17 protein-coding genes and 1 tRNA gene are annotated in these 24051 nt (G+C 38.7%); 9 read left to right on the forward strand and 9 right to left on the reverse strand.

Going from position 1 to position 24051, the window contains the following annotated elements:
- The first annotated feature begins 119 nt into the window (after window positions 1–119).
- Both HMPREF1532_RS15795 and HMPREF1532_RS15800 read left to right on the forward strand, forming a co-directional pair.
- Window positions 120–410: a hypothetical protein gene (locus tag HMPREF1532_RS15795; protein WP_005931668.1), complete on the forward strand. Its 291-nt coding sequence runs from the start codon at window positions 120–122 to the stop codon at window positions 408–410.
- Window positions 411–498: 88 nt separating this feature from the next.
- Entirely contained in the window at window positions 499–1635 is a 1137-nt protein-coding gene (locus HMPREF1532_RS15800) for a universal stress protein (RefSeq protein WP_005931671.1), read from the forward strand.
- Between the two features lie 241 nt (window positions 1636–1876).
- On the opposite strand, the gene HMPREF1532_RS15805 is transcribed toward HMPREF1532_RS15800, so the two are convergent.
- Both HMPREF1532_RS15805 and gyrA read right to left on the reverse strand, forming a co-directional pair.
- Window positions 1877–3097: a tetratricopeptide repeat protein gene (locus tag HMPREF1532_RS15805; protein WP_005931673.1), complete on the reverse strand. Its 1221-nt coding sequence runs from the start codon at window positions 3095–3097 to the stop codon at window positions 1877–1879.
- Window positions 3098–3129: 32 nt separating this feature from the next.
- A complete protein-coding gene (gyrA, locus tag HMPREF1532_RS15810) occupies window positions 3130–5700 on the reverse strand; it encodes a DNA gyrase subunit A (protein WP_005931677.1) in 2571 nt (856 codons plus the stop codon).
- A 554-nt stretch (window positions 5701–6254) separates the two neighbouring features.
- Here gyrA and HMPREF1532_RS15815 point away from each other — a divergent pair.
- From HMPREF1532_RS15815 to HMPREF1532_RS15835, 5 genes are all read left to right on the forward strand, one after another.
- Entirely contained in the window at window positions 6255–8795 is a 2541-nt protein-coding gene (locus HMPREF1532_RS15815) for an ATP-dependent Clp protease ATP-binding subunit (protein WP_005931680.1), read from the forward strand.
- Window positions 8796–8915: 120 nt separating this feature from the next.
- Window positions 8916–10961: a molecular chaperone HtpG gene (gene htpG, locus HMPREF1532_RS15820; protein WP_005931682.1), complete on the forward strand. Its 2046-nt coding sequence runs from the start codon at window positions 8916–8918 to the stop codon at window positions 10959–10961.
- Window positions 10962–11128: 167 nt separating this feature from the next.
- Window positions 11129–13426: a patatin-like phospholipase family protein gene (locus tag HMPREF1532_RS15825; protein WP_005931684.1), complete on the forward strand. Its 2298-nt coding sequence runs from the start codon at window positions 11129–11131 to the stop codon at window positions 13424–13426.
- 79 nt (window positions 13427–13505) lie between these two features.
- Window positions 13506–13579 (forward strand) — tRNA-Arg (locus tag HMPREF1532_RS15830).
- 132 nt (window positions 13580–13711) lie between these two features.
- Complete coding sequence (locus HMPREF1532_RS15835; protein ID WP_005931687.1) at window positions 13712–14122, forward strand: hypothetical protein; 411 nt, start codon at window positions 13712–13714, stop codon at window positions 14120–14122.
- 49 nt (window positions 14123–14171) lie between these two features.
- Here the strand turns inward: HMPREF1532_RS15835 and dapA are convergent, their stop codons facing one another.
- Together dapA and ligA are read right to left on the reverse strand one after the other, a co-directional pair.
- Window positions 14172–15065: a 4-hydroxy-tetrahydrodipicolinate synthase gene (gene dapA / locus HMPREF1532_RS15840; RefSeq protein ID WP_005931690.1), complete on the reverse strand. Its 894-nt coding sequence runs from the start codon at window positions 15063–15065 to the stop codon at window positions 14172–14174.
- Between the two features lie 103 nt (window positions 15066–15168).
- Entirely contained in the window at window positions 15169–17169 is a 2001-nt protein-coding gene (gene ligA, locus HMPREF1532_RS15845; protein WP_005931692.1) for an NAD-dependent DNA ligase LigA, read from the reverse strand.
- 75 nt (window positions 17170–17244) lie between these two features.
- Between ligA and trmD the strand changes: the two genes are divergently transcribed.
- Window positions 17245–17922, forward strand: a complete 678-nt coding sequence (gene trmD, locus HMPREF1532_RS15850) for a tRNA (guanosine(37)-N1)-methyltransferase TrmD (protein ID WP_005931694.1) — start codon at window positions 17245–17247, stop codon at window positions 17920–17922.
- Window positions 17923–18135: 213 nt separating this feature from the next.
- Here the strand turns inward: trmD and HMPREF1532_RS15855 are convergent, their stop codons facing one another.
- The 5 genes from HMPREF1532_RS15855 to HMPREF1532_RS15875 all read right to left on the reverse strand — a co-directional run bounded on the left by HMPREF1532_RS15855 (window position 18136) and on the right by HMPREF1532_RS15875 (window position 23467).
- Entirely contained in the window at window positions 18136–19047 is a 912-nt protein-coding gene (locus HMPREF1532_RS15855) for a dihydroorotate dehydrogenase (RefSeq protein ID WP_005931696.1), read from the reverse strand.
- The gene (locus tag HMPREF1532_RS15860) at window positions 19035–19811 is read right to left on the reverse strand and encodes a dihydroorotate dehydrogenase electron transfer subunit (protein WP_005931698.1); all 777 of its coding nucleotides are present in this window, start codon (window positions 19809–19811) and stop codon (window positions 19035–19037) included. The genes HMPREF1532_RS15855 and HMPREF1532_RS15860 overlap by 13 nt, the downstream gene beginning before the upstream one ends.
- A 69-nt stretch (window positions 19812–19880) precedes the next feature.
- Complete coding sequence (locus tag HMPREF1532_RS15865) at window positions 19881–20345, reverse strand: helix-turn-helix domain-containing protein (protein WP_005931700.1); 465 nt, start codon at window positions 20343–20345, stop codon at window positions 19881–19883.
- Window positions 20346–21654: 1309 nt separating this feature from the next.
- On the reverse strand, window positions 21655–22674 hold the full coding sequence (gene holA, locus HMPREF1532_RS15870) for a DNA polymerase III subunit delta (protein WP_005931704.1): 1020 nt from the start codon (window positions 22672–22674) through the stop codon (window positions 21655–21657).
- 16 nt (window positions 22675–22690) lie between these two features.
- Window positions 22691–23467 (reverse strand): AMP nucleosidase, encoded by a 777-nt coding sequence (locus HMPREF1532_RS15875; RefSeq protein ID WP_025819158.1) that lies wholly within the window; start codon window positions 23465–23467, stop codon window positions 22691–22693.
- Between the two features lie 62 nt (window positions 23468–23529).
- Here HMPREF1532_RS15875 and HMPREF1532_RS15880 point away from each other — a divergent pair, with 62 nt between their 5' ends.
- Complete coding sequence (locus tag HMPREF1532_RS15880) at window positions 23530–23985, forward strand: type I restriction enzyme HsdR N-terminal domain-containing protein (RefSeq protein ID WP_005931708.1); 456 nt, start codon at window positions 23530–23532, stop codon at window positions 23983–23985.
- Window positions 23986–24051: the final 66 nt, after the last annotated feature.

A 24051-nucleotide genomic window follows, 5' to 3' on the forward strand; every position in this document is an offset into this window, starting at 1 on the left:
CCCCCATTTTTCTAAATTAAGAAAAAAAACAAGTAAATAGTTTGTTTTATCTTTTTTTTTCCTTAAGTTTATAGCGTGATACTGATTCACACTATTATTAACCATTAAATTTATGTGACATGAGGACAATAACATTCAATGAACTTCGTAAGATTAAAGATTCATTGCCCAGCGGTAGCATGCATAGAATAGCTGATGAACTTGGTTTGCACGTCGATACAGTGCGAAACTTTTTCGGAGGACATAATTTTAAAGAGGGTAAGAGTGTCGGAATACATTTAGAGCCCGGTCCGGACGGTGGCTTAGTGATGATTGATGATACTACCGTACTTGACCGGGCTCTTCGCATTCTTGATGAATTGAATATGAGTATGCAAAAGGAAGAGGCTACCGAATCTGTACAGGCATGATGAAATGATATATACTTGTAGAATCCCAATTGAATTAAAAACAATTGGGATTTCTTATTTGTTAAATTCACATATACAATGAAATTTTATGGAAGACAAATTAGTAACTTTGGCCATTCTGACTTACACAAAAGCTCAGATATTGAAGAATGTTCTTGAAAACGAGGGCATAGAGACTTATATCCATAATGTGAATCAAATTCAGCCTGTCGTTTCATCCGGGGTAAGATTACGCATTAAGGAAAGTGATTTACCACGGGCGCTTAAGATAACCGAGAGTTCTGTATGGCTTGCTGAAAGTATAGTAGGAGAGAAGACTCCTAAAGTGGAAGATGATAACGATAGTAGAAAGATTCTGATTCCTGTGGATTTTTCTAATTATTCGATAAAGGCTTGTGAATTCGGTTTTAATTTCGCTAAAGCATATGGAGCTGAAGTATTGTTATTACATGTCTATTTTACGCCTATATATGCGTCGTCATTGCCTTATGGCGATGTGTTTAACTATCAGATCAGTGATGAAGAAACGGTAAAAACTATTTTGCAGAAAGTACATTCGGATTTGAATGCTTTGGCAGATAAAATAAAGGAGAAAATAGCGTCTGGTGAATTTCCTGATGTAAAATATACTTGTGTATTACGCGAAGGAATACCTGAGGAGGAAATTCTGAGATATTCTAAAGAACAACGTCCACGTATCATTATAATGGGTACTCGTGGTAAGAGTCAAAAAGATATTGATTTGATTGGTAGTGTTACTGCCGAAGTAATAGAACGTAGTCGTACAGCTGTATTGGCTATTCCGGAAAATACACCGTTTAAAGAGTTCGGTGCTGTAAAAGAAGTTGCTTTTATAACCAATTTTGATCAAAGAGATTTAATTGCCTTTGATTCCTTTATAAGCGCTTGGAAACCTTTTAATTTCGTTGTTTCTTTGATCTACTTAGCTGATGCAAAAGAAGTCAAAGATACTTGGAATGAAATAAAACTTGCCGGTATTAAAGAATATTTTCAAAAACAATATCCGGAACTTGAAATCCATTATGATGTGGTGAAGAATGACGATTTTCTTAAAAGTTTTGATGAATATATCAAAACGAACAAAATCGATATCATTACATTGACTTCTTACAAACGGAATATATTTGCTCGTTTGTTTAATCCAAGTATTGCTCGAAAGATGATTTTTCATTCTGATACACCATTACTTGTTATTAACGGATGATCGGAAGAATAAAAATAGCTCATCTATAATTATGGAATAATCGTAATTATGTTTAATATATAAAGGCAACTTATTCTTTTCAAATAAGTTGCCTTTATAATTTATGTAGATTGATACTTTATCAAATACTCCTGTTATAGAAAGTTATGAGTAATTTTGAATGAAGATGACCAAAAAAGGCCAATGCAAAATCAGTTGCATCGGCCTTTCTTTTTATTTTGAAGAAATCTTTTTGAAACTGTTATTTGTCATTCATTATTTTTTCAATTTCATCAAATTCCGTTCCCATGTTTAAGTTGTAGTAAACTCTATAAAGCCCCGGTGCCCATAAATCTTTTTGATCGGGTTTTAAGTCTCTTGCTTTTTCATAATAAGGTTTAGCTTCTTCATAGAATTTCTTGATAGTAGCTTGTGCCTCTGCGTACTTAGGATCGTTTACATCAGTAGTAGACTGGTCAGCAAAATCCTGAGCTTTCATTAAAAGCACCAAACCTAAATTAGAATAAGCTTCTGCATATTGAGGATCTACTTCAATTGTCTTTTTATAGAAGTCAATAGCTTGATCATATTCTTTCATATTGTGATACAAGTATGCTTTTACATACAGATATAGCTTGTTGTTAGGGTCTTTAGTCAACATGTCATCAGCAAATTGCATTGCTTTTTCAGGCTGATTTGAACTACTGTAATAGTCAACAAGATTTGCGAAGAAATATTGGTTTTCGGGGAATTTTAAGATACCTTCTTTCAAAGATTCTACCCATTTTGCTGTATCACCTTTGGCTTTCAAAGCGTCTGCCCATAACTGCATGGCAACTGAACCATTGTCTTTGTCCTTAATAGCAATTGGAGCATATTTCAAGATAGCGTCTCTATCCTCTACCCCATTAGCCGCCAATGTAGCATAATAAGCAATCTGTGGTAATAAAGTATCTGTAACTGCCAGATTTTCTTTTTCCAACATAGGATAAGATGCTGATTCTACGTAAGTTCCGAAGAATTTCAAAGCTTCTCCACTTTTGTTAAGGTTAAAGTACTGGATACCGCCATTGATCAGATTCGGACGTTCTACCATCATAGAAGCGGCGTTTGCTTTTCTGTATTTGTTTTTAACCTTACCTTTTTCATTGGGGATTTCAGCCAATTCGTCACATTTCAAAAAGTACTCATACATTTTCAGGATACTGTTGTATGCTTTTAATGTATCATAAGGTTTTCTTAAATAGGCATTTTCCATCTCCTTTTCATTGATTCTCTTTTGGATTAAGCCTGCTACATCCCATGTAGCTGCATCGTCCTTAGTTTCAGGATTAGTCAATGCTCCATTAATCAGCTCTTCGGCTTTCTTAAAATCCGGTTTTACTTCGTTAGCTATGCTTTTGGCTTCTTTTACGCTCTTTTGTTGCGCGAATACAAAACTCACAGCCATTAGTAGAACCATTGAAAATAATACTCTTTTCATGATTGTTGTTTGATTAATTATTAATATTACGTCTATTCTTTATTTTCATCATTTTCTGTATTATCGGGAGTGTCGGGTATCTCTGTATCTGGGATATCCGCAGGATCAACTGCTATTTGTCCTTCTACCTCCTCAGTAGGAACTTCATCCTCAAGACTTTCTGTGGTAACTTTACATACCGATCCGATTTGGTCATTACGCTTTTCCAGATTTATCAGACGAACTCCCTGGGTTGCACGCCCCATAATGCGTACGTCGGCAACTTTTAGACGGATGGTGATACCGGACTTATTTATAATCATCAAATCATTCTCATCTGTTACGGACTTGATAGTTACCAATTTACCTGTTTTTTCGGTAATATTCATCGTTTTCACACCCTTACCACCACGATTTGTTTTGCGGTAGTCTTCTATTTCGGAACGTTTACCATATCCTTGTTCTGAAACTACCATCACTGACTCTGTCTCAAGGTCTTTGATACAAATCATACCTACTACTTCGTCTTGTCCGTCATTATCAAGCGTAATACCACGAACACCGGTTGCTGTACGTCCCATAACGCGAACTGCTGCTTCGTGGAAGCGAATAGCACGTCCGTTGCGGTTGGCTATGATAATTTCATTATTACCGTTTGTCATACGGACTTCGATTACACGGTCGTCTTCACGGATCGTGATGGCATTTACACCATTCTGACGAGGACGAGAGTATTGTTCGAGCAGTGTTTTTTTAATCACGCCATTCTTTGTACAGAACAGTACATAATGACTGTTAATATATTCTTGATCGCTCAAGCTCTTTACACGCAGGTATGCATTTACGGCATCGTCAGAATCGATATTCAGCAGATTTTGGATGGCGCGTCCTTTTGAGTTCTTCGTTCCTTCGGGGATTTCATATACTTTTAGCCAGTAACATTTACCTTTTTGAGTAAAGAACATCATTGTATTGTGCATTGTTGCCGGATAAATATGCTCGATGAAGTCTTCGTCACGGGTTTCCGTACCTTTTGAACCTACTCCACCACGATTTTGAGCACGGAATTCAGTAAGCGGGGTACGTTTTATATATCCCATATGAGAAATGGTGATAATCATTTCATCATCGGCATAGAAATCTTCCGGATTGAACTCTTCGGATGAGTAGACAATTTCTGAACGACGTCCGTCACCGTATTTAGCTTTTACTTCAATCAGTTCATCCTTAATAACTTTGCGACATACTTCATCATCAGCAAGAATACTTTCCAAATATGCAATTTGATTCATAATCTCTTCATATTCGGCATGTAACTGATCTTGCATCAGTCCGGTAAGTTGGCGTAAACGCATTTCTACGATAGCACGTGCCTGTATTTCCGTTAGTTCGAAGCGGCTCATTAACCCGGCAATGGCATCATTCGGAGTTTTTGCAGCACGAATGATACGGATTACTTCATCGATGTTATCTGAAGCAATGATCAGGCCTTCAAGAATATGGGCACGTTCTTTTGCCTTACGCAAATCGAACTGTGTACGACGGATGACAACATCACGTCTATGCTCTACGAAGTATTTAATTAAATCTCTTAAATTCAAAGTCTTAGGACGTCCGTGTACCAATGCTACGTTGTTAACTCCAAAAGATGTTTGCAATGCTGTCATCTTATAGAGTTTATTTAATACTACACTGGCATTGGCATCTCGTTTGATATCGATAACGATACGCATACCGTCACGGTCAGATTCGTCATTTGCGTTCGAGATGCCTTCTATCTTCTTATCGTTTACAAGATCAGCGATGTATTTTATCAGCTCGGCTTTATTTACATTGTATGGAATTTCGGTAACAACGATTTTATCATGTGTTTGTCCTGTTTCGATTTCGGCTTTAGCACGCATTATAACGCGACCACGTCCTGTCAGATAGGCTTCACGAACGCCGCTTATGCCATATATATATCCGCCTGTCGGGAAGTCGGGTGCTTTAACGTAGTTCATGAGTTCTTCTACCGTGATTTCCGGATTATCAATGTAAGCATCGCAGGCATCGATAATCTCAGACAGGTTGTGTGGAGGCATGTTTGTAGCCATACCTACAGCAATACCGGAAGCACCGTTAATGAGAAGATTTGGGATACGTGTCGGCATTACAGTCGGTTCATCCAATGTGTTATCGAAATTTCGATCAAAGTCGACAGTTTCCTTGTAAAGGTCTTCCATCATGGCTTCTCCCAACTTGTTCAGTCGTGCTTCTGTATAACGCATGGCAGCAGGGCTGTCACCGTCAACGGAACCGAAGTTTCCCTGACCATCTACTAACGGATAACGCATTGCCCACTCTTGTGCCATACGTACCATGGCCAAATATACGGAAGAATCTCCGTGTGGATGATACTTACCGAGTACTTCACCCACGATTCTGGCGGATTTCTTATAAGGTTTATCTGACGTATTACCCAATTCCATCATACCGTAAAGTATTCTACGGTGAACGGGCTTAAATCCATCTCTAACATCCGGAAGGGCACGCGAAACAATGACCGACATGGAGTAGTCAATGTAAGATGACTTCATTTCCTCCTCGATGTTAATCTTTATAATTCTGTCTTGTTCAAGCATTTAAAAAGATTATTAATTATACATTTATGGCTTATGAAAAACCACGCTAAAGTACTACTTTTTCGTGATATACAAAAGTTTTCCAGCATAAACTTTTTGGCGATCCTTATATCTTGCTCAAGCTTAGAGATATGTAGGATTATTGTTTTGTCATACAAACAGATTTATCTTCTTAATAGTTCACTAAATATATATCTAATGTTTATTATATCAATACTTTAGATTTCTCAAATCTTATTCTGTGATTGAAAACATCCGGATGTTGTTGTACAAAACATGGGGATGTTGTTGGATAAAACATGGGGATGTTGTTGAGCAAAACATGGGGATGTTTTTATTCTATGTTTTATTAATTAATAGAGATGATAAAATGAATTGTTCTATCCGGCTCTTGAAGATTATACATCTACAATATATAAATAAGGTATATAAGGATGCATCTTTTTTGGCACGGCATTTGTTATTATAATAAATAAAGCAAATATTGTGTATAAAATCGTGTGTTATGCGTATATTTGCGAGTGATTAACACCTTAAGAAGGAAGGAATAAAGTATGAATAATCAATTCTCACAAAGAGTTTCCGACATTATCGTCTTTAGTAAAGAAGAAGCGAACCGTTTGAGAAGCAGGTATATAGGTCCTGAACATCTGCTATTGGGAATGCTTCGTGACGGTGAAGGGAAAGCTATCGAGATATTGTCCAAACTCAAAACAAATCTGACCGACATAAAAAAGCAGATTGAAACAATACTGAAAGCGGATGCAGATGATTTTCTGTTGCCCGATGCGGAAGTGCCATTGTCTAACGGAGCGGCAAAGATACTTAAAATGTGTATTCTCGAAGCTCGTTTGATGAAGAGTAATGTAGCTGATACGGAGCACGTTTTGCTGGCTATCTTGAAAGATCGTAATAATGTGGCTGCTTCTGTGCTTGAAGCTAACCAGGTAGATTATAAAAAAGTGTTTGAACAATTATCGTTACAACCGGATATTAATGCCGGTATGGGATTTACCGAGGATGACGACGATGATGAAGAAATGGGGGCATCCCGTTCGGGGGATACTCGTGGTTCGGAAGAACGTCAGCAACAGGCACAGACTGCATCCAGAAAGCCTGCCAATGATACTCCTGTGCTTGATAATTTTGGTACGGACATGACAAAAGCGGCAGAAGAAGGCCGTTTAGACCCGGTTGTAGGACGTGAACGGGAAATTGAACGTTTGGCGCAGATTTTGAGCCGGCGTAAAAAGAATAATCCAATATTGATTGGTGAACCGGGTGTCGGTAAATCAGCCATAGTAGAAGGTCTGGCACTTCGTATCATACAGAAGAAAGTGTCACGTATCTTGTTTGATAAGCGTGTGGTAGCATTGGATATGACATCGGTTGTTGCCGGCACTAAATATCGTGGACAGTTTGAAGAGCGTATTCGTTCTATTCTCAATGAATTGCAGAAGAATCCGAATGTAATTCTGTTCATTGATGAAATACATACCATTGTGGGGGCCGGTTCTGCAGCGGGTTCCATGGATGCTGCCAATATGCTGAAACCGGCTCTTGCCCGTGGTGAGATTCAGTGTATAGGTGCCACTACTCTTGATGAATATCGTAAGAATATAGAGAAAGACGGTGCGTTGGAGCGTCGTTTTCAGAAAGTTATGGTAGAGCCTACGACAGCCGAGGAAACACTTCAGATTCTTCGGAATATCAAGAGTAAATACGAAGATCATCATAACGTGAATTATACGGATGAAGCATTGGAGGCGTGTGTCAACTTGACAGACCGCTATATCACAGATCGTAATTTTCCGGATAAAGCTATCGATGCTCTTGATGAAGCCGGTTCACGCGTACATCTTACTAATATAAGTGTTCCGAAAGAAATTGAGGAGCAAGAGAAACTGATTGAAGAAGCGAAGAGCAAGAAGAATGAGGCGGTGAAATCGCAGAATTTTGAACTTGCTGCCAGTTTCCGTGATAAGGAAAAGGAACTTACTGTCGAGCTTGACCGTATGAAGCAAGCATGGGAAGAACAATTGAAAGACAATAGGCAAACGGTTGATGCCGAAGAAATTGCAAATGTCGTTTCTATGATGTCCGGTATTCCTGTACAGCGCATGGCACAGGCGGAAGGCATTAAGTTGGCCGGAATGAAAGAATCTCTTCAGTCTAAAGTGATTGCTCAGGATACTGCTATCGAAAAGTTAGTGAAAGCTATATTGCGTAGCCGCGTGGGACTGAAAGATCCTAATAAACCTATTGGAACCTTTATGTTTTTAGGTCCTACGGGTGTCGGTAAAACTCATTTGGCTAAAGAACTGGCAAAATACATGTTTGGTTCTTCGGATGCATTGATTCGTATCGATATGAGTGAATATATGGAGAAGTTTACCGTTTCCCGTCTTGTCGGAGCACCTCCGGGGTATGTAGGATATGAGGAAGGCGGGCAATTGACGGAAAAAGTACGTCGCAAACCATACTCCATTATCCTACTCGATGAGATAGAGAAAGCACATCCTGATGTGTTTAACCTTTTGCTTCAAGTGATGGATGAGGGACGCTTAACTGACAGTTATGGCAGAATGGTCGACTTTAAAAATACGGTTATCATCATGACTTCGAATATCGGTACGCGTCAATTGAAAGACTTTGGTCGTGGAGTTGGTTTTGCTACTCAAAATCGATTGGATGACAAGGAGTTTTCTCGTAGTGTGATACAGAAAGCTTTAAACAAGTCTTTTGCTCCTGAATTTCTGAATCGTGTGGATGAGATTATCACTTTCGATCAGCTTTCTTTGGAGGCCATAACGCACATTATTGATATCGAGTTGAAAGGTTTGTACGATAGAATCGAATCTATTGGTTATAAGTTGGTTATTGAAGATGAAGCTAAACAATTTATTGCAACCAAAGGATATGATGTACAGTATGGAGCTCGTCCTTTAAAGCGTGCCATACAGACATATCTGGAAGACGGATTGTCAGAACTTATCATATCTTCCAAACTAACCGACGGAGATATGATAAGAGTGTCTCTGAATAAGGAGAAAGGTGAACTTGAAATGAAGAATGAAGCGAAAACTTCAGAATAAAATTCTTTATAATGCGTCAAAATGTCAGATTCTCGGATCTGGCATTTTTTTTGTCCTTATGTTTCATGAAACATCATTGTACAATATATTAATCCGATAAATTAAAAAATATACGTTATTATGCAAAAAGGTAATATTGGGGTTACAACAGAGAACATTTTCCCTATCATTAAAAAGTTCTTGTATAGCGATCATGAGATTTTTCTTCGTGAATTGGTTTCTAACGCTGTCGATGCTACCCAGAAACTGAATACATTGGCTTCTATCAGCGAATTTAAAGGGGAATTGGGCGATCTTACCATTCATGTCTCTCTTGGTAAAGATACCATTACTATCTCCGACCGGGGTATCGGTTTGACTGCTGAGGAAATTGATAAATATATCAATCAGATAGCTTTTTCCGGTGCTAATGATTTCTTGGAAAAGTATAAGAACGACGCAAATGCGATTATTGGGCATTTCGGACTTGGTTTCTATTCTGCTTTCATGGTTGCCAACAAGGTAGAGATTGTCACCAAGTCATATAAGGAAGGTTCACAAGCTGTGAAATGGACTTGTGACGGTAGTCCGGAATTCACTTTGGAAGATGTGGATAAAGCCGATCGCGGTACGGATATTATTCTTTATATCGACGATGACGCCAAAGAATTCTTGGAGGAATCCAGAATATCTGAATTATTGAAGAAATATTGTAAATTCCTCCCGGTTCCTATTGCATTCGGTAAAAAGAAAGAATGGAAAGACGGTAAGCAGGTGGAAACTTCTGAAGATAATATCATTAACGATACCACTCCATTGTGGACTCGTAAACCGAGTGAACTTTCGGATGAAGATTACACGAAATTCTATAGAGAGCTATATCCGATGTCGGACGAACCTTTGTTCTGGATTCATCTGAATGTAGATTATCCATTCCATTTGACGGGTATTCTTTATTTCCCGAAAGTGAAAAGTAATATTGAATTGAATAGAAATAAGATTCAGCTTTATAGCAATCAGGTGTATGTGACTGATTCTGTAGAGGGAATTGTACCTGATTTCTTAACGCTTCTGCATGGCGTAATTGATTCTCCGGATATCCCGTTGAATGTTTCGCGTTCTTATCTGCAGAGTGATTCAAATGTGAAGAAGATTTCCACTTATATCACCAAGAAGGTCTCCGATCGTTTGCAATCCATCTTTAAGAACGATCGTCCTCAGTTTGAGGAAAAGTGGAATGATTTGAAAATATTTATCAATTATGGAATGTTGACGCAGGAGGATTTCTATGAAAAAGCGTCAAAATTTGCCCTTTTCACCGATACGGATGGTAAGCATTATACCTATGAAGAGTATCAGATGCTGATTAAAGATAATCAGACAGATAAAGATGGAAATTTGATTTATTTGTACGCTAACAATAAAGACGAACAGTTTAGCTATATCGAAGCTGCTAAAAATAAGGGATACAATGTATTGCTTATGGATGGTCAATTGGATGTCGCTATGGTGAGCATGCTTGAACAGAAATTCGAGAAATCTCGTTTTACTCGTGTGGATAGTGATGTAGTCGACAATCTTATTGTGAAAGAAGACAAGAAGGGTGACGCATTGGAAGCTAATAAACAGGAAGCCCTGTCAGCCGTGTTCAAGAGCCAGCTACCTAAAGTGGATAAGACTGAATTTAATGTAATGACGCAGGCTTTGGGCGAAAATTCCGCTCCTGTGATGATCACTCAAAGCGAGTATATGCGTCGTATGAAAGAGATGGCTAATATACAGGCCGGTATGAGTTTCTATGGCGAAATGCCTGATATGTTTAATCTGGTATTGAATTCAGACCATAAACTGATTAAACAGGTATTGAGTGAAGAAGAAATAGCTTGTGCTGCTGACATTGTACCTTTACAGTTGTCTATTGATGATGCTACCAAGCAGCGTGATGCGTTGCAAAAGAAGCAAGAAGGTAAAAAAGAAGAAGATATCCCTACTTCTGAAAAAGACGAGCTGAAAGATGTGAATAAGAAATTGGATGAACTGAAGATCAAAAAAGAAGCTGTTTTTGCCGGATATGCAAGTAAAAATAAGGTAGTGCGTCAGTTGATAGATTTGGCTTTGTTGCAAAATAACATGTTGAAAGGTGAAGCTTTGAACAATTTCGTGAAAAGAAGCATAGAGCTTATTTGATTCGCCCCTTTATAATTCGTAAATAAATCCAGAAGAGCATTGCGCGCTGAAAAGCGTGGCAATGCTCTTTTTTATTCTAAATCTTTTAGGGAATGCCGATTAATTCGAAACTATTGCATATATTTGAAGGATAAATAATAAAACAAATAATAGTTTCATTCGAGATTATGAGAAAAGCTTTAGTGCTTATTACTTTTTTGCTGTTGTTGCCCATGTGGGTACAGGCCCAGAAAGTGGGGCTTGTGCTGAGTGGCGGTGGAGCTAAAGGGCTGACGCACATTGGCATAATTCGCGCTCTTGAAGAGAATAACATTCCTATCGATTATATAACAGGTACTTCTATGGGAGCTATTGTCGGGTCGTTGTATGCTATGGGGTACTCACCGGACGATATGGAGGCTTTGTTGAAGTCAGAAGATTTTAAGCGTTGGTATTCCGGAGAGGTAGAAGAGGAATATATGTATTATTTCAAAAAAAACTTGCCAACCCCGGAATTTCTAAATATCCGCCTTTCTTTTCGTGATTCATTGAAGATTAAGCCGCAGTTTTTGCCGTCAAGCGTGGTAGATCCTGTGCAGATGAATCTTGTCTTCATTGATCTGTACGCCCGGGCTACAGCTGCTTGCGGAGGGGATTTTGATAAACTGTTTATTCCGTTTCGTTGTGTGGCTTCCGATGTGTACAACAAGAAACAGCTTGTAATGAAGAGAGGCGATTTGGGTGATGCGGTTCGTGCTTCCATGAGTTTTCCATTTATGTTTAAGCCTATTGAGATAGATAGTGTGTTAGCGTATGACGGTGGGATTTATAATAATTTTCCGACGGATGTGATGCGTGATGATTTTCATCCGGATATTATCATCGGTAGTGTAGTTGCCACCAATCCTACAAAACCCAAAGAAAACGATCTGATGAGTCAGATCGAGAATATGGTCATGCAGAAAACCGATTATTCCATTCCGGATTCGGAAGGCATTGTGATGACTTTTAAGTACGATGATGTCAATCTGATGGACTTTCAGAGAATTAATGAGCTACATGATATTGGGTACAACCGTACGATGAGTATGATGGATTCTATCAAAAGCCGTATCCATCGAAGGGTAAATTTGGATAATATACGTTTGAGAAGGCTCGTATACAAAAGTAATTACCCGGAACTCCGGTTTAAAAATATACTGATTGAAGGAGCTAATACCCAGCAACAGGCCTATATTAAGAAAGAATTTCATGCTTCGGATGATAAGGAATTTACTTACGAAGATGTGAAACGTGGTTATTTTCGATTACTTTCGGGAAATATGATTTCCGAGATCATTCCTCATGCGGTTTTTAATCCGGAGGATGATACGTATGATCTTCATTTGAAGGTTAAATTGGAGGATAATATTTCCGTCCGTATCGGTGGCAACGTTTCTACCACGAGTTCTAATCAGATTTATCTGGGGCTTAGCTATCAGAACTTGAATTATAATGCAAAAGAGTTCACTTTTGACGGGCAACTCGGTAAAATTTATAATAATGTGCAGTTGATGGGGAAGATAGACTTTGCTACCAGTATTCCGACCTCTTATCGTTTAATAACTTCTATCAGTACATTCGATTATTTTAAGAAAGAGAAACTGTTTTCTCGAAATGATAAACCGGCGTTTAATCAGAAAGATGAACGTTTTGTGAAATTAAAAGTGGGATTGCCTTTTCTTTCAAATAAGAGGGCGGAATTCGGTGTAGGTGCAGCAAAAATACAAGATCGTTATTTTCAGAAAAACGTGATTGATTTTGATAAGGATAAATACGATAAAAGCACTTATAGTCTATTTGGTGGTTCAATCAGTTTTAATGGAAGTACGTTGAATTCGCGGCAATTTTCCACTCAAGGAGCTCATGAAGAGTTGGTTGCCCAGATATTTACCGGGAAAGAGTGTTTTTATCCGGGAGAAAGTTCAGATAATAAGAAGGCGAGTGAGGAACGGCATTCTTGGCTACAATTGTCGTATATGAAAGAGAAGTATCATAGAATGGCCGAGCATTGGACACTTGGGTGGTATTTGAAAGCACTGTATTCTTCGAGGAACTTTTCGGAAAACTACACGGCCACTATGATGCAGGCTGGGGAATTTGCACCTACGGCACACGGACAACTGATGTACAACGAAGCGTTTCGTGCCAATCAGTTTGTGGGAGTCGGTGTACGGCCCATTTACCGTTTTAATCAAATGTTTCATGTACGTGGGGAATTTTATGGCTTTATGCCTATTTTTCCAATTGAAAGAAATTCTATTAATAAGGCATATTACGGAAAGGCTTTTTCACGTTTTGAATATTTGGGAGAAGTATCGGTTGTTTGTCAGTTGCCGTTCGGGGCGATTTCTGCTTATGTAAATCATTATAGTTCACCGAAAAGAGAGTGGAATGTGGGATTGACGCTTGGTTGGCAGCTCTTCAATTATCGCTTCTTTGAATAATTTTCAAGAAAAAAAGAGGGTTAAACGCTTGCTACTTTCAAAAAAGTACGTATCTTTGCACCCGTTAAACAAAAAAGAAGGTCGCGTAGCTCAACTGAATAGAGTAGCTGACTACGGATCAGCCGGTTACAGGTTTGAATCCTGTCGCGATCACAAAGTCCTCTGCAATTTATTGTGGGGGATTTTTGTTTTTCTCGCCTTTTGTGTTATTTTTGAACTTTATTTGGGATCATTTCTTTTTGTAACTAATGTAATGGCGCATAGTAAAAACCGTAATCTGTATTAATGGAAATAGTTTTCAAAACCTCTGTAAGAATCAGGTATGTACTTTGGCTGCTGTATGCTCTTCTTTTAGGAATAGGAGTTTTTCTTGTTTATAAGGATGGGAATTATGGAGCCGTTTTGACATTGGTGTGGATGCTTCCGCTTTATTATTGGAATCAGATACAATACAGGCTTTCTGATACTTCGCTGACAATAAAACAAGGGGGAATTGGATGGCATTCGAATACGATTCCATGGAGTGCTGTCACTAATGTATCCACTGTAAGAAAAGGATTTAGGATAGACTATGTTAAGTCTGATGGTAAAAAAGGATTTTATATCGTTCGTGAAAACTATATCGATGATGCCGGAGAGATGCGGAAGTTGATAGAAAAGCAAGTTTGTTTGAATGGAAAAGTAGAAGAATCATGAAAAAACTGCCGAATCAATCAAGGCTATTGATGCGGCAGTTTTTTTAAGCTTAGCATTTGATATTTAATTCATTCAGCACTTTACGAATTGCTTCAAAAGTCGTGATTCTTGTGGGGACAAGTGGTAACCGCAATTTGTTTTCAATCATTCCCATTGCATTCAGCATTGATTTTACTCCTGCCGGATTGCCATCCACAAACAACAGGTTGAATAATTCGGTAAATTTATGATGAATAGTGAGGGCATTTGCAAAATCTCCTTGAAGAGCCAAACGGGTCATGCGACTAAATTCGCGTGGAAATGCGTTTCCTATGACCGATATGACACCAACGGCACCCAAAGTGATCAATGGGAAGGTAATACCATCATCGCCCGAAATAACGTCAAAATTAGCGGGTTTGTTTTTGATGATGTCGTCCATTTGCGAAATGTTTCCGGATGCTTCTTTGATGGCGATTACATTTTTGAAATCACGGGCGATACGCAAGGTTGTCTCTGCTGTCATATTGACCCCTGTACGTCCCGGAACATTATACAATACGATGGGTAATTCGGTGGCTTCGGCAATAGCCTTGTAATGTTGATAAATACCTTCTTGTGATGGTTTATTGTAATAAGGAACTACTGATAAGATCGCATCGACTCCGGTGAAATCATCGTTTTTCAGCGTTTTGACGATGGCACGGGTGTTGTTTCCGCCCACTCCCAGCAGAATGGGTATTCTTCCGTTGACACGATCGATAACCATCTTCTGGATTTTCTTTTTTTCATCTTCTGTCAGTGTAGGAGTTTCGGCCGTAGTACCCAGCACACACAGAAAATCTGCATTATTCTGCAGCAGGTAGTCTACCATTCGCATTAATGCATCGTAATCAACGCTCTCATCTTCTTTGAAAGGAGTAATCAGTGCTACCCCCATTCCTTTCAATTTCGTTTGTATCATGAGTATTAATAATAATCTCTAAATATTTTGGACGCAAAAGTACTAATATTTTCTATTTTCCCGGCAAAAATAATATATAAAATAAGATTCTTGCAGAAAAATGCTACGATATGAGCTTTAGAAATTCCTCTTCGTTCATAATCTTAACTCCTAATTTGTTCGCCTTTTCCAGTTTGGCCGGTCCCATATTTTCACCTGCCAGAATGAAACTTGTCTTGGCAGAAATACTGCCTACATTCTTACCGCCATGTTTTTCTATGAGGTCTTTGTATTCATCCCGCGAATGGTGGGTAAAGACTCCGCTGATAACGATGGATTGCCCTGCTAACTTATCGGTGTATCCGCTTAAATCTTCTTCCGTACGATACAGTTGTAAGCCGGTTTCTCTCAGTCGCCTTACAAGTTCCCGATTTGATGCGTTCGAGAAATAATTTAGAATACTTTGCGCAATCTTTTCACCGATTTCATCAATGCTTATTAGGGTTTCCAAGTCTGCGTTTTCCAGTTCTTCTACGTTTTTAAATGCTTTGGCTATTTTTTTTGCCACAGTCTCGCCCACAAAACGGATACCTAATGCAAAGATGACACGTTCAAAAGGAACCTCCTTGCTTTGATTGATGCCATTAATGATGTTCTCAGCCGATTTTTCTCCCATTCGGTCGAGACCTTTTATATCATCGGCCGTAAGTCTGTACAAGTCGGCGGTGTTTTTTATCAGTCCTAACCGATAGAACATGTCTACGGTCTCCGGCCCGAGCCCGTCGATATTCATAGCGCGCCGGCTGATAAAATGTTCAATTTTACCTTTTATCTGCGGAGGGCAAGCTGTTTCATTGGGGCAATAATGGGCGGCTTCACCTTCGTATCGTACCAGTTTACTACCGCATTCGGGGCAATTTGTAATGAATTTCACTTTTTCTCCGATCATGAAGGAACGTGCGGAAGTGTCTACTCCTGTGATTTTAGGAATGATTTCTCCGCCCTTTTCCACATATACCATGTCGCCGATGTGAAGGTCGAGTCCTTCAATGATATCTGCGTTGTGTAGTGATGCACGTTTTACGATCGTGCCCGAAAGCTGTACCGGATCTAGGTTGGCTACCGGAGTAACAGCTCCTGTTCTTCCTACTTGGTAAGTTACAAGATTCAGCCGTGTAAGAGCACGTTCTGCCTGAAATTTGTATGCAATGGCCCATCGGGGGGATTTGGCAGTAAAGCCTAAATTTTTTTGCTGTTTCAGACTGTTTACCTTGAGTACGATACCATCCGTGGCAACCGGCAGGTTTTTCCGTTCTACATCCCAATATTTTATATAATCAAATATTTCCTCTAACGTGCGACATTTACGCATGGCATTCGATATTTTGAATCCCCATTTTGCTGCTTCCTGTAAATTCTCATAATGTCCGTCGTATGGTAAATTCTCTCCGAGCAGGTAATAGAGATAAGCATCCAGCTTGCGGGAAGCTACGATAGAAGAATTCTGTAATTTCAGTGTACCTGAAGCGGCATTTCTCGGATTGGCAAATAACGGTTCTTCGCGTGCTTCTTTTTCCCGGTTCAACTCTTCGAATACATCCCATGACATGAGAATTTCGCCTCGAATTTCGAACGATTGCGGATAATTGCTGCCATGAAGCACAAGCGGAATAGTACGGATTGTTTTTACATTATCGGTCACGTCGTCTCCTTTTTCTCCGTCACCACGGGTTACTGCACGCACCAGCTTGCCGTCTTCATATGTGAGTGAAATGGAGGTTCCATCGTATTTCATCTCACAGCATATCTCAAAATCTTCATTCAAAGCCTTTTTTACTCTTTCATAAAAATCGGTCACTTCGTTTTCCGAGTATGTATTTCCCAAAGACAACATTGGGTATTTATGTGGTACTTGCGTAAAATTCTTATTAAGGTCGCTACCTACACGCATTGTAGGAGAGTTATCGTCTTTATATTCCGGATAGGCTTGTTCCAGATCCTGTAATTCGCGCATCATGTCGTCGAATTCTTTGTCTGAAATCTCCGGAGTATTCAATACGTAATAATTATAATTATGCCGGTGAAGTTCGGCACGAAGTTCTTCTATTTTTTCTTTTACAGTCATATTTCTTGGATTGTTTCAGGCAAAAATACGGGTTTATCTTTGAATATTTGTAATTTTGCGGAAAATTAAAAGACTATGCGTATTGATATAATAACCGTTCTTCCCGAGATGATTGAAGGCTTTTTCAATTGTTCGATTATGAAACGCGCTCAAAACAAGGGCCTTGCTGAAATTTATATTCATAATCTTCGTGATTATACCGAAGATAAATATCGGCGTGTAGATGATTATCCTTTTGGCGGTTTTGCCGGTATGGTGATGAAGATCGAGCCGATTGAGCGTTGTATCAATGCCTTGAAAGCAGAACGTGACTACGATGAGGTGATATTTACTACTCCCGATGGTGAACAGTTTGACCAGAAAATGGCAAATACGCTTTCGCTTGCCGGAAATCTCATCATTCTTTGCGGACATTTTAAAGGGATTGATTATCGCATTCGCGAACATTATATAACGAAAGAAGTCAGTATCGGAGATTATGTGCTGACTGGTGGGGAATTGGCAGCGGCGGTAATGGCGGATGCTATCGTGAGGATTATTCCCGGAGTCATTTCAGACGAACAGTCTGCACTTTCCGATTCTTTTCAGGACAATTTATTGGCAGCTCCGGTATATACCCGTCCGGCAGAATATAATGGATGGAAAGTACCCGATATCCTTCTGTCCGGTCATGAAGCTAAAATTAAAGAGTGGGAGTTGCAGCAATCATTAGAACGTACCCGGAGATTACGACCAGATTTATTAGACGAATGACAGATGTATGAAAAAACGAAAGCGTTGCTCGGGAAAAAAGCAATGCTTTCGTTTTTTAGGTCTACTTGAACCTTGCATGGTTCGTATACTTGAGGATGTCAAAAAATAGATTGTTTTCTATGTTTGTTTTCGGATTTCCATTCCCTCTTATTTTAAAGGCATAATGACAGTTTTCTACATTAAATGCTGCGAATGGTTATTGTATGTTTACGATTATACCTCAAGTGCACCGATTATTTCATTAACTGATTTATATCCGTGTCTGTCTAAGTAATTATTTATACCATCGGCAACTTTCACTGTAATAGCTGGATCTATGAAATTGGCTGTGCCGATTTGTATGGCTGACGCACCTGCAAGCATGAATTCTATCGCATCTTTCCAATTCATGATACCTCCTAATCCGATGACAGGAATATTTACTGCTTTGGATACTTGCCATACCATGCGTAACGCTATCGGTTTCACTGCTGCGCCGGACATGCCCCCTGTTATTGTAGAAAGTATCGGACGTTTGCGTTCTGCATCGATAGCCATACCGAGCAATGTATTAATTAGCGATACGCTATCTGCACCGCTTCCTTCTGCCGCGCGGGCTATTTCAGTGATGTCTGTTACGTTCGGAGACAATTTTACGATAAGTGTCTTTTTGTAAGCAGAACGTACGGCTTTCACTACTTCGGCAGCTCCTTTGGCAGTAACTCCAAAAGCCATACCTCCCTGCTTTACATTGGGGCATGAGATGTTCAATTCTATAGCAGGAATTTTGTCAAGTTCATTAATAATTTCTGCTGTTTTTACGTAGTCTTCAATGGCTGATCCGGAAACATTCACAATCATATTGGTTTGAATGTCTTTAATACGCGGATAAATGTGTTCGACGAAGTAATTTACTCCCTTATTTTGCAGTCCCACAGCATTTAACATGCCAGAAGGAGTTTCTGCCATACGTGGGTATGGATTACCTTCACGTTTGTGAAGAGTAGTCCCCTTTACAATAATACTGCCTATTCGCGCAATATCGATAAAATCGGTAAACTCTTCACCGTATCCGAATGTTCCGGAAGCAGTCATTACCGGATTCTTCATTTGTAATTCGCCTATTTTTACATTTAAATCTGCCATAATAGTTTATTTATATTAAATACGGGACCTTCTTTACAAACACATAAATGTCCTTCATCGGTATTTTCAACACAACACAGACAGGCACCGACTCCACAAGCCATCCTGTTTTCTAATGAGACTTCACAATTGATATTATTACTTTTGGCATATTTTGCTACGGCCATCATCATAGGTTTAGGACCACAAGTGTAAATCTGCTCAAATTTCACTTTATCTAATATGGAATGTTGGGTGACATATCCTTTTTCTCCGTGACTTCCGTCTTCGGTAGTCGTATATACTTCTCCGTAAGCTGCAAACTCATCCAACTGAAGCAGATCTTTATCAGTTCGTGCTCCCAAGAGGAAGGTGGGCTTGTTTCCGCTTTTAGCCAGTTGCTCCCCTAAATAAAGCATGGGGGCTGTTCCTACGCCTCCGCCTACCAATAGGAGCTTATCAGATGGGTTTTCAGGCATTGTAAAGCCATTTCCCAATGGAAGTACGACATTGATTATTTCTCCATTGGCAACTTCTGCCAAACGGCGTGTGCCGTCGCCTACAAGTTGTATTAGAAACCATACTTCATTTCGTTGTCTGTCTACATAATTAATAGAAATGGGGCGGCGAAGAAAGGTAGTTGGTGAACCATCTACCCGTATTTCTGCAAATTGTCCCGGTAGCATTTCGGGAAGTGGTGACTGAGAAGCCAATTTCAGCAGTGCATAGTTGGCATGCAATTTGAGATTCTCAGTTACTGTCAGGTCTAAAATAAATTTTTTCATGTATTGAAGCTAAATTCATATTCCGACTGCAAAGATACGGGAAATTGTGCAAACAGACGTTTTTACTTCCTATTTTTCCGGTCGGAATGTTTCATAAGTATTATCATCAAAGAAAATTCTTATTTCTGTGATTTTTCGTGGAGGTCTTTCTTTGTAGATAATCTCTTGTTTTACAATCTCTTTAGTGGCGTTTGAGGGCTTTTCTAATGCCATTTCCTTACGATTTTCCAAAGCATTCGTGTTGATGGCCGGATTTTTTGGATTCTCAGAGGCAAATAGAGGATAATCCAACTCTGGTGAATCGATATTTTGCTCTTCGTCGGTCATATTTCCTTTTCCCGTCAGTAACCAGTCGAGGCTAATATGATTATATTTCTCATGCAGTCGCATAATAAAGTCAGTACTCGGATATTTGTTCCGATCACCTAAAGTATGGGAGATTGTGGCCTGAGCTACACCGATGCTTTCTGCAAATGCTGCGGCTGTCATTTGCTCATGTTCCATGATCATTTTGATTCTGTCTTTGATGTCCATCTCTTTCTAAATATTTACAACTATATATTCTATGAGTATATTCACAAATGTATAACAAATTTCTTGTGATTACAAAGGTAAACAAATGAAATTACAATAGCAAATTTCAAAAGAGAATATTTGTGTATTACAATCGGCATATCAATGTTTACAATTGGAATCTATAATTGGAATCTTTAATGTAGAGTGCTATTTTCTTGTTAAAGTATATATTTATATACATGATGTATATAGTTGATAATAAACATATTGTATTCGTATAATATGTATTATATGCAAGTCTTTACAAATGTTTGTAGATTATTTTATCTTTATTTGGAGTTATAATTAAAGAAGATTGTTTATTCCATTGGAATATCGTATATTATAGTGTATTATGTGAAATGTTAACCACTCTCCTATTACGATGTTGAATGATTGTTTGTTTTTGTAATATCGAACAATTTACATTATTGAATGCTTATTTTGTATTATATATGTAAATGTTACACATGTAAATATTGAAAATGTGAATCTATATATATTACATTTGTGAATAGATATCTTTTTAAAGCTTTTAATTTACTGTATTTAATCGTTTGATATATTTCATTTTTTATTTACGATTATTCTTTAATAATTTCAAATTAAAAATCTTCGCAATATTTGTACATAATAATCCCATGGAGTGGTATTTTTTTGATTCTACAGAGGGTATTTCTCTGTTAAATATCTGATTAATAGTCTATTAGTCTACTTTTCCCGTATCGTATAAAGAGTGCAAATAGAAAAAAGGGTGCAAATGGTGAGATATTGTAGCAAAATGCTATAATTACTGATCTAAAAATCCAGTTAATTTTGGGAAAACTATGGATTTTTGCAGAATAGACTGTTTTTGATCATGTATTTGGGTGAGGAGCTTTACTTTTATCTTTTTAGTTTTTCTTTATGCCCCTTTTTATTTGTCCCTCTATAAAGAACTATTCGTTCCCTCATAAGGGAACGAATAGAACATACTTGGTTTATTTCTTACTTTATTAAACTTCTTTCTAAGTTTATTTTATACTAAACATGTAATTGAGTGCCGTATTAATACTGATTTCGGTTCATTGGGCGAATGTGTATATATATCGTGATAGGGGGATATGTGGTACGGAGATAATGCAGGAAACTGTAAGATATTATGATAAATATATATAGATGTCTGATTGTATTTGTATCTCCCAACTCTGAAGGAAAGAAGCTGGGAGATTAGAGTGTATAGTTTGTTGTAAACGGCCTGCAGAAGTCTTTCGGATAATTGATTAAAGGGCGTATATGCGTAGTTTTATCAATGTAAAATTTTAAACACCAACTCTCGGAGGATGTCTCCGTCGTTCATGGAAGCGTTGTTTATTCCCTTCGATTTTGCATCGGCATATCGTATTTCTCCAATGATTTGCATGGTCTTCACACCATTATATCGGCGCATGGCAGTCAGGTAATCACGGGCAGCCCAAGGTGATTTTAATCCTAACCAAGAGGCTACTCCCTGTTCTGTTTTTTCGGGAGAGTAATAAGCCAGCATCAGGTTTGAATAGAAATTGAAGAGTAATGAAAGTGTCATCTGTATAGGATTGGTTTTAGGATTTTCTTCAAAGTATTTTATTATTTTATTTGCTTTGAGAACGTCTTTTTCAACCAATGCGCTACGCAGTTCGAAGTTATTATAATCTTTGCTGATGCCTATGTTTTTTTCTATTTGTTCGGGAGTGACCCGTTTTTGTCCGTTAGGCAGGGTGATAATGAGTTTCTCTAATTCTCCGGTTAACCGACTTAAATCGGTTCCGACAAAATCGGCCAGCATAGCTGTAGCTTTGGGCTCCATATCAATGCCCTTACGTTTCATATAAGAGTTGATAAAAGCAAGCAATTGTGAATCTTTAATTTTCTTAGACTCGAAAAGAATGCCCGCTTTTTCTACTTCGGCTGCTAACTTTTTTCGTTTATCCAGTGTGCCGTGCTTGTGACACACGACAAGAATAGTAGAGTTTAAAGGCTTTTGTAGATAGTATGAAAGTTCTTCTATGTTGCGGATTGCCTGTGCTTCTTTTACTACCACTACTTGATATTCAGACATCATAGGATAACGTTTTGCGGCATTTATAACAGTTGCCACATCTACATCGGCTCCATATACTACGGTCAGGTTAAACTCCTTTTCAGTCTCTGTCAGTACATTTTCTGTGATATAATCGGCTATGAGGTCGATATAATATGATTCTTCTCCCATCAGGTAGTAGATGGGACGATATTGCTTAGCTCTCAGTTCTTTGAGGATATCATCGCAACTCAGTTCTTGTTTTGCCATATTAGTGAAAAGGGCTTTACCAGTCGAATTTCAAATGTTTTACTGTTTTTTTCTCATCAATGATCATACGCAGAGAAGCGATACCGATTTTGACATGCTCTTCAACGTAGTTTTGGGTAACGATGTTATCGCTTTTGTCGGTTTTTACACCTTCCGGTATCATCGGTTGGTCGGATACCAGCAGCAGGGCTCCTGTAGGAATATGATTGGCAAAACCGCAACTGAATAAAGTAGCTGTTTCCATATCTACGGCCATGGCCCGGGTCTTTTTCAGATATTCTTTGAAGTCTTCATCGTGCTCCCAGATCCGACGGTTGGTAGTGTAGACTGTGCCGGTCCAATAATCGCGGGCATAGTCACGTATGGAAGAGGACACGGCACGTTGTAGCATAAATGCCGGCAGTGCAGGTACTTCCGGTGGGAAATAGTCATTGGATGTTCCTTCGCCACGGATAGCGGCAATAGGTAAAATGAGGTCTCCTATTTTATTTTTCTTATCAATGCCTCCGCATTTTCCTAAAAACAGGCAGGCCTTGGGATGGATAGCGCTCAAAAGGTCCATGATGATGGCGGCATTGGGGCTTCCCATGCCAAAATTGATAATTGTGATACCTTCTGCGCTGGCAGAGATCATATTGGCGTCGCGCCCCAAAATGGGTACATTGAATTTCTCTGCAAATATTTCTACGTATTTGTTGAAGTTGGTCAACAGGATATACTCTCCAAAATCTTCCAGGTTACGTTTTGTATAACGGGGTAGCCAATTAGCTACGATTTCTTCTTTTGTTTTCATAAGATTCATTAAATTTGTGCTCTCTCTGCAGGGAGCCATTATTTAACTTACAAAAATACAAAATGTTATCGTTAAACTTGCCAGTATATGATACTAAAATTACGTCACGAAATGGAAAAAATGTTATTTTCGACGTAATTCGTAAACGATATGTTGCCTTAACGCCCGAAGAATGGGTACGTCAGCATTTTGTTCACTTTCTTATTGCACACAAGGGATATCCCGTATCCTTAATGGCCAATGAGGTACTTCTTAATTTGAATGGGACGAAAAAGAGATGTGATACTGTACTATATAGGCGTAATCTTACGGCGCGGATGATTGTGGAATATAAGGCACCTCATATTGAGATTACGCAGGCTGTATTTGATCAGATTACACGTTATAATATGGTGTTGAAAGTAGATTATCTTATTGTAAGTAATGGAATGCAGCATTATTGTTGCAAAATGGATTATGAAAAGCAGAGCTATACCTTTTTGGAGGATATTCCGGATTATGGTTTAATAAATGATTAATAATGATTCAATGTGCCAATATGCCAATGTGCCAATTAGCTGCGCTATCATTGCACTGCGCAGCCA

It is taken from the genome of Bacteroides salyersiae WAL 10018 = DSM 18765 = JCM 12988, assembly GCF_000381365.1.
Classification (GTDB): Bacteria; Bacteroidota; Bacteroidia; order Bacteroidales; family Bacteroidaceae; genus Bacteroides; species Bacteroides salyersiae.

What these genes read in the sequence shown, in the direction of transcription:
- HMPREF1532_RS15860 (WP_005931698.1), bottom strand. Translation starts at nt 19,811, where the DNA reads ATGAAAAAATTTATTTTAGACCTGACAGTAACTGAGAATCTCAAATTG.
- ligA (WP_005931692.1), bottom strand. Translation starts at nt 17,169, where the DNA reads ATGACTGTAAAAGAAAAAATAGAAGAACTTCGTGCCGAACTTCACCGG.
- HMPREF1532_RS15825 (WP_005931684.1), top strand. Translation starts at nt 11,129, where the DNA reads ATGAGAAAAGCTTTAGTGCTTATTACTTTTTTGCTGTTGTTGCCCATG.
- HMPREF1532_RS15795 (WP_005931668.1), top strand. Translation starts at nt 120, where the DNA reads ATGAGGACAATAACATTCAATGAACTTCGTAAGATTAAAGATTCATTG.
- HMPREF1532_RS15815 (WP_005931680.1), top strand. Translation starts at nt 6,255, where the DNA reads ATGAATAATCAATTCTCACAAAGAGTTTCCGACATTATCGTCTTTAGT.
- htpG (WP_005931682.1), top strand. Translation starts at nt 8,916, where the DNA reads ATGCAAAAAGGTAATATTGGGGTTACAACAGAGAACATTTTCCCTATC.
- dapA (WP_005931690.1), bottom strand. Translation starts at nt 15,065, where the DNA reads ATGATACAAACGAAATTGAAAGGAATGGGGGTAGCACTGATTACTCCT.
- HMPREF1532_RS15875 (WP_025819158.1), bottom strand. Translation starts at nt 23,467, where the DNA reads ATGAAAACAAAAGAAGAAATCGTAGCTAATTGGCTACCCCGTTATACA.
- gyrA (WP_005931677.1), bottom strand. Translation starts at nt 5,700, where the DNA reads ATGCTTGAACAAGACAGAATTATAAAGATTAACATCGAGGAGGAAATG.
- trmD (WP_005931694.1), top strand. Translation starts at nt 17,245, where the DNA reads ATGCGTATTGATATAATAACCGTTCTTCCCGAGATGATTGAAGGCTTT.
- holA (WP_005931704.1), bottom strand. Translation starts at nt 22,674, where the DNA reads ATGGCAAAACAAGAACTGAGTTGCGATGATATCCTCAAAGAACTGAGA.
- HMPREF1532_RS15855 (WP_005931696.1), bottom strand. Translation starts at nt 19,047, where the DNA reads ATGGCAGATTTAAATGTAAAAATAGGCGAATTACAAATGAAGAATCCG.
- HMPREF1532_RS15800 (WP_005931671.1), top strand. Translation starts at nt 499, where the DNA reads ATGGAAGACAAATTAGTAACTTTGGCCATTCTGACTTACACAAAAGCT.
- HMPREF1532_RS15805 (WP_005931673.1), bottom strand. Translation starts at nt 3,097, where the DNA reads ATGAAAAGAGTATTATTTTCAATGGTTCTACTAATGGCTGTGAGTTTT.
- HMPREF1532_RS15835 (WP_005931687.1), top strand. Translation starts at nt 13,712, where the DNA reads ATGGAAATAGTTTTCAAAACCTCTGTAAGAATCAGGTATGTACTTTGG.
- HMPREF1532_RS15865 (WP_005931700.1), bottom strand. Translation starts at nt 20,345, where the DNA reads ATGGACATCAAAGACAGAATCAAAATGATCATGGAACATGAGCAAATG.
- HMPREF1532_RS15880 (WP_005931708.1), top strand. Translation starts at nt 23,530, where the DNA reads ATGTTATCGTTAAACTTGCCAGTATATGATACTAAAATTACGTCACGA.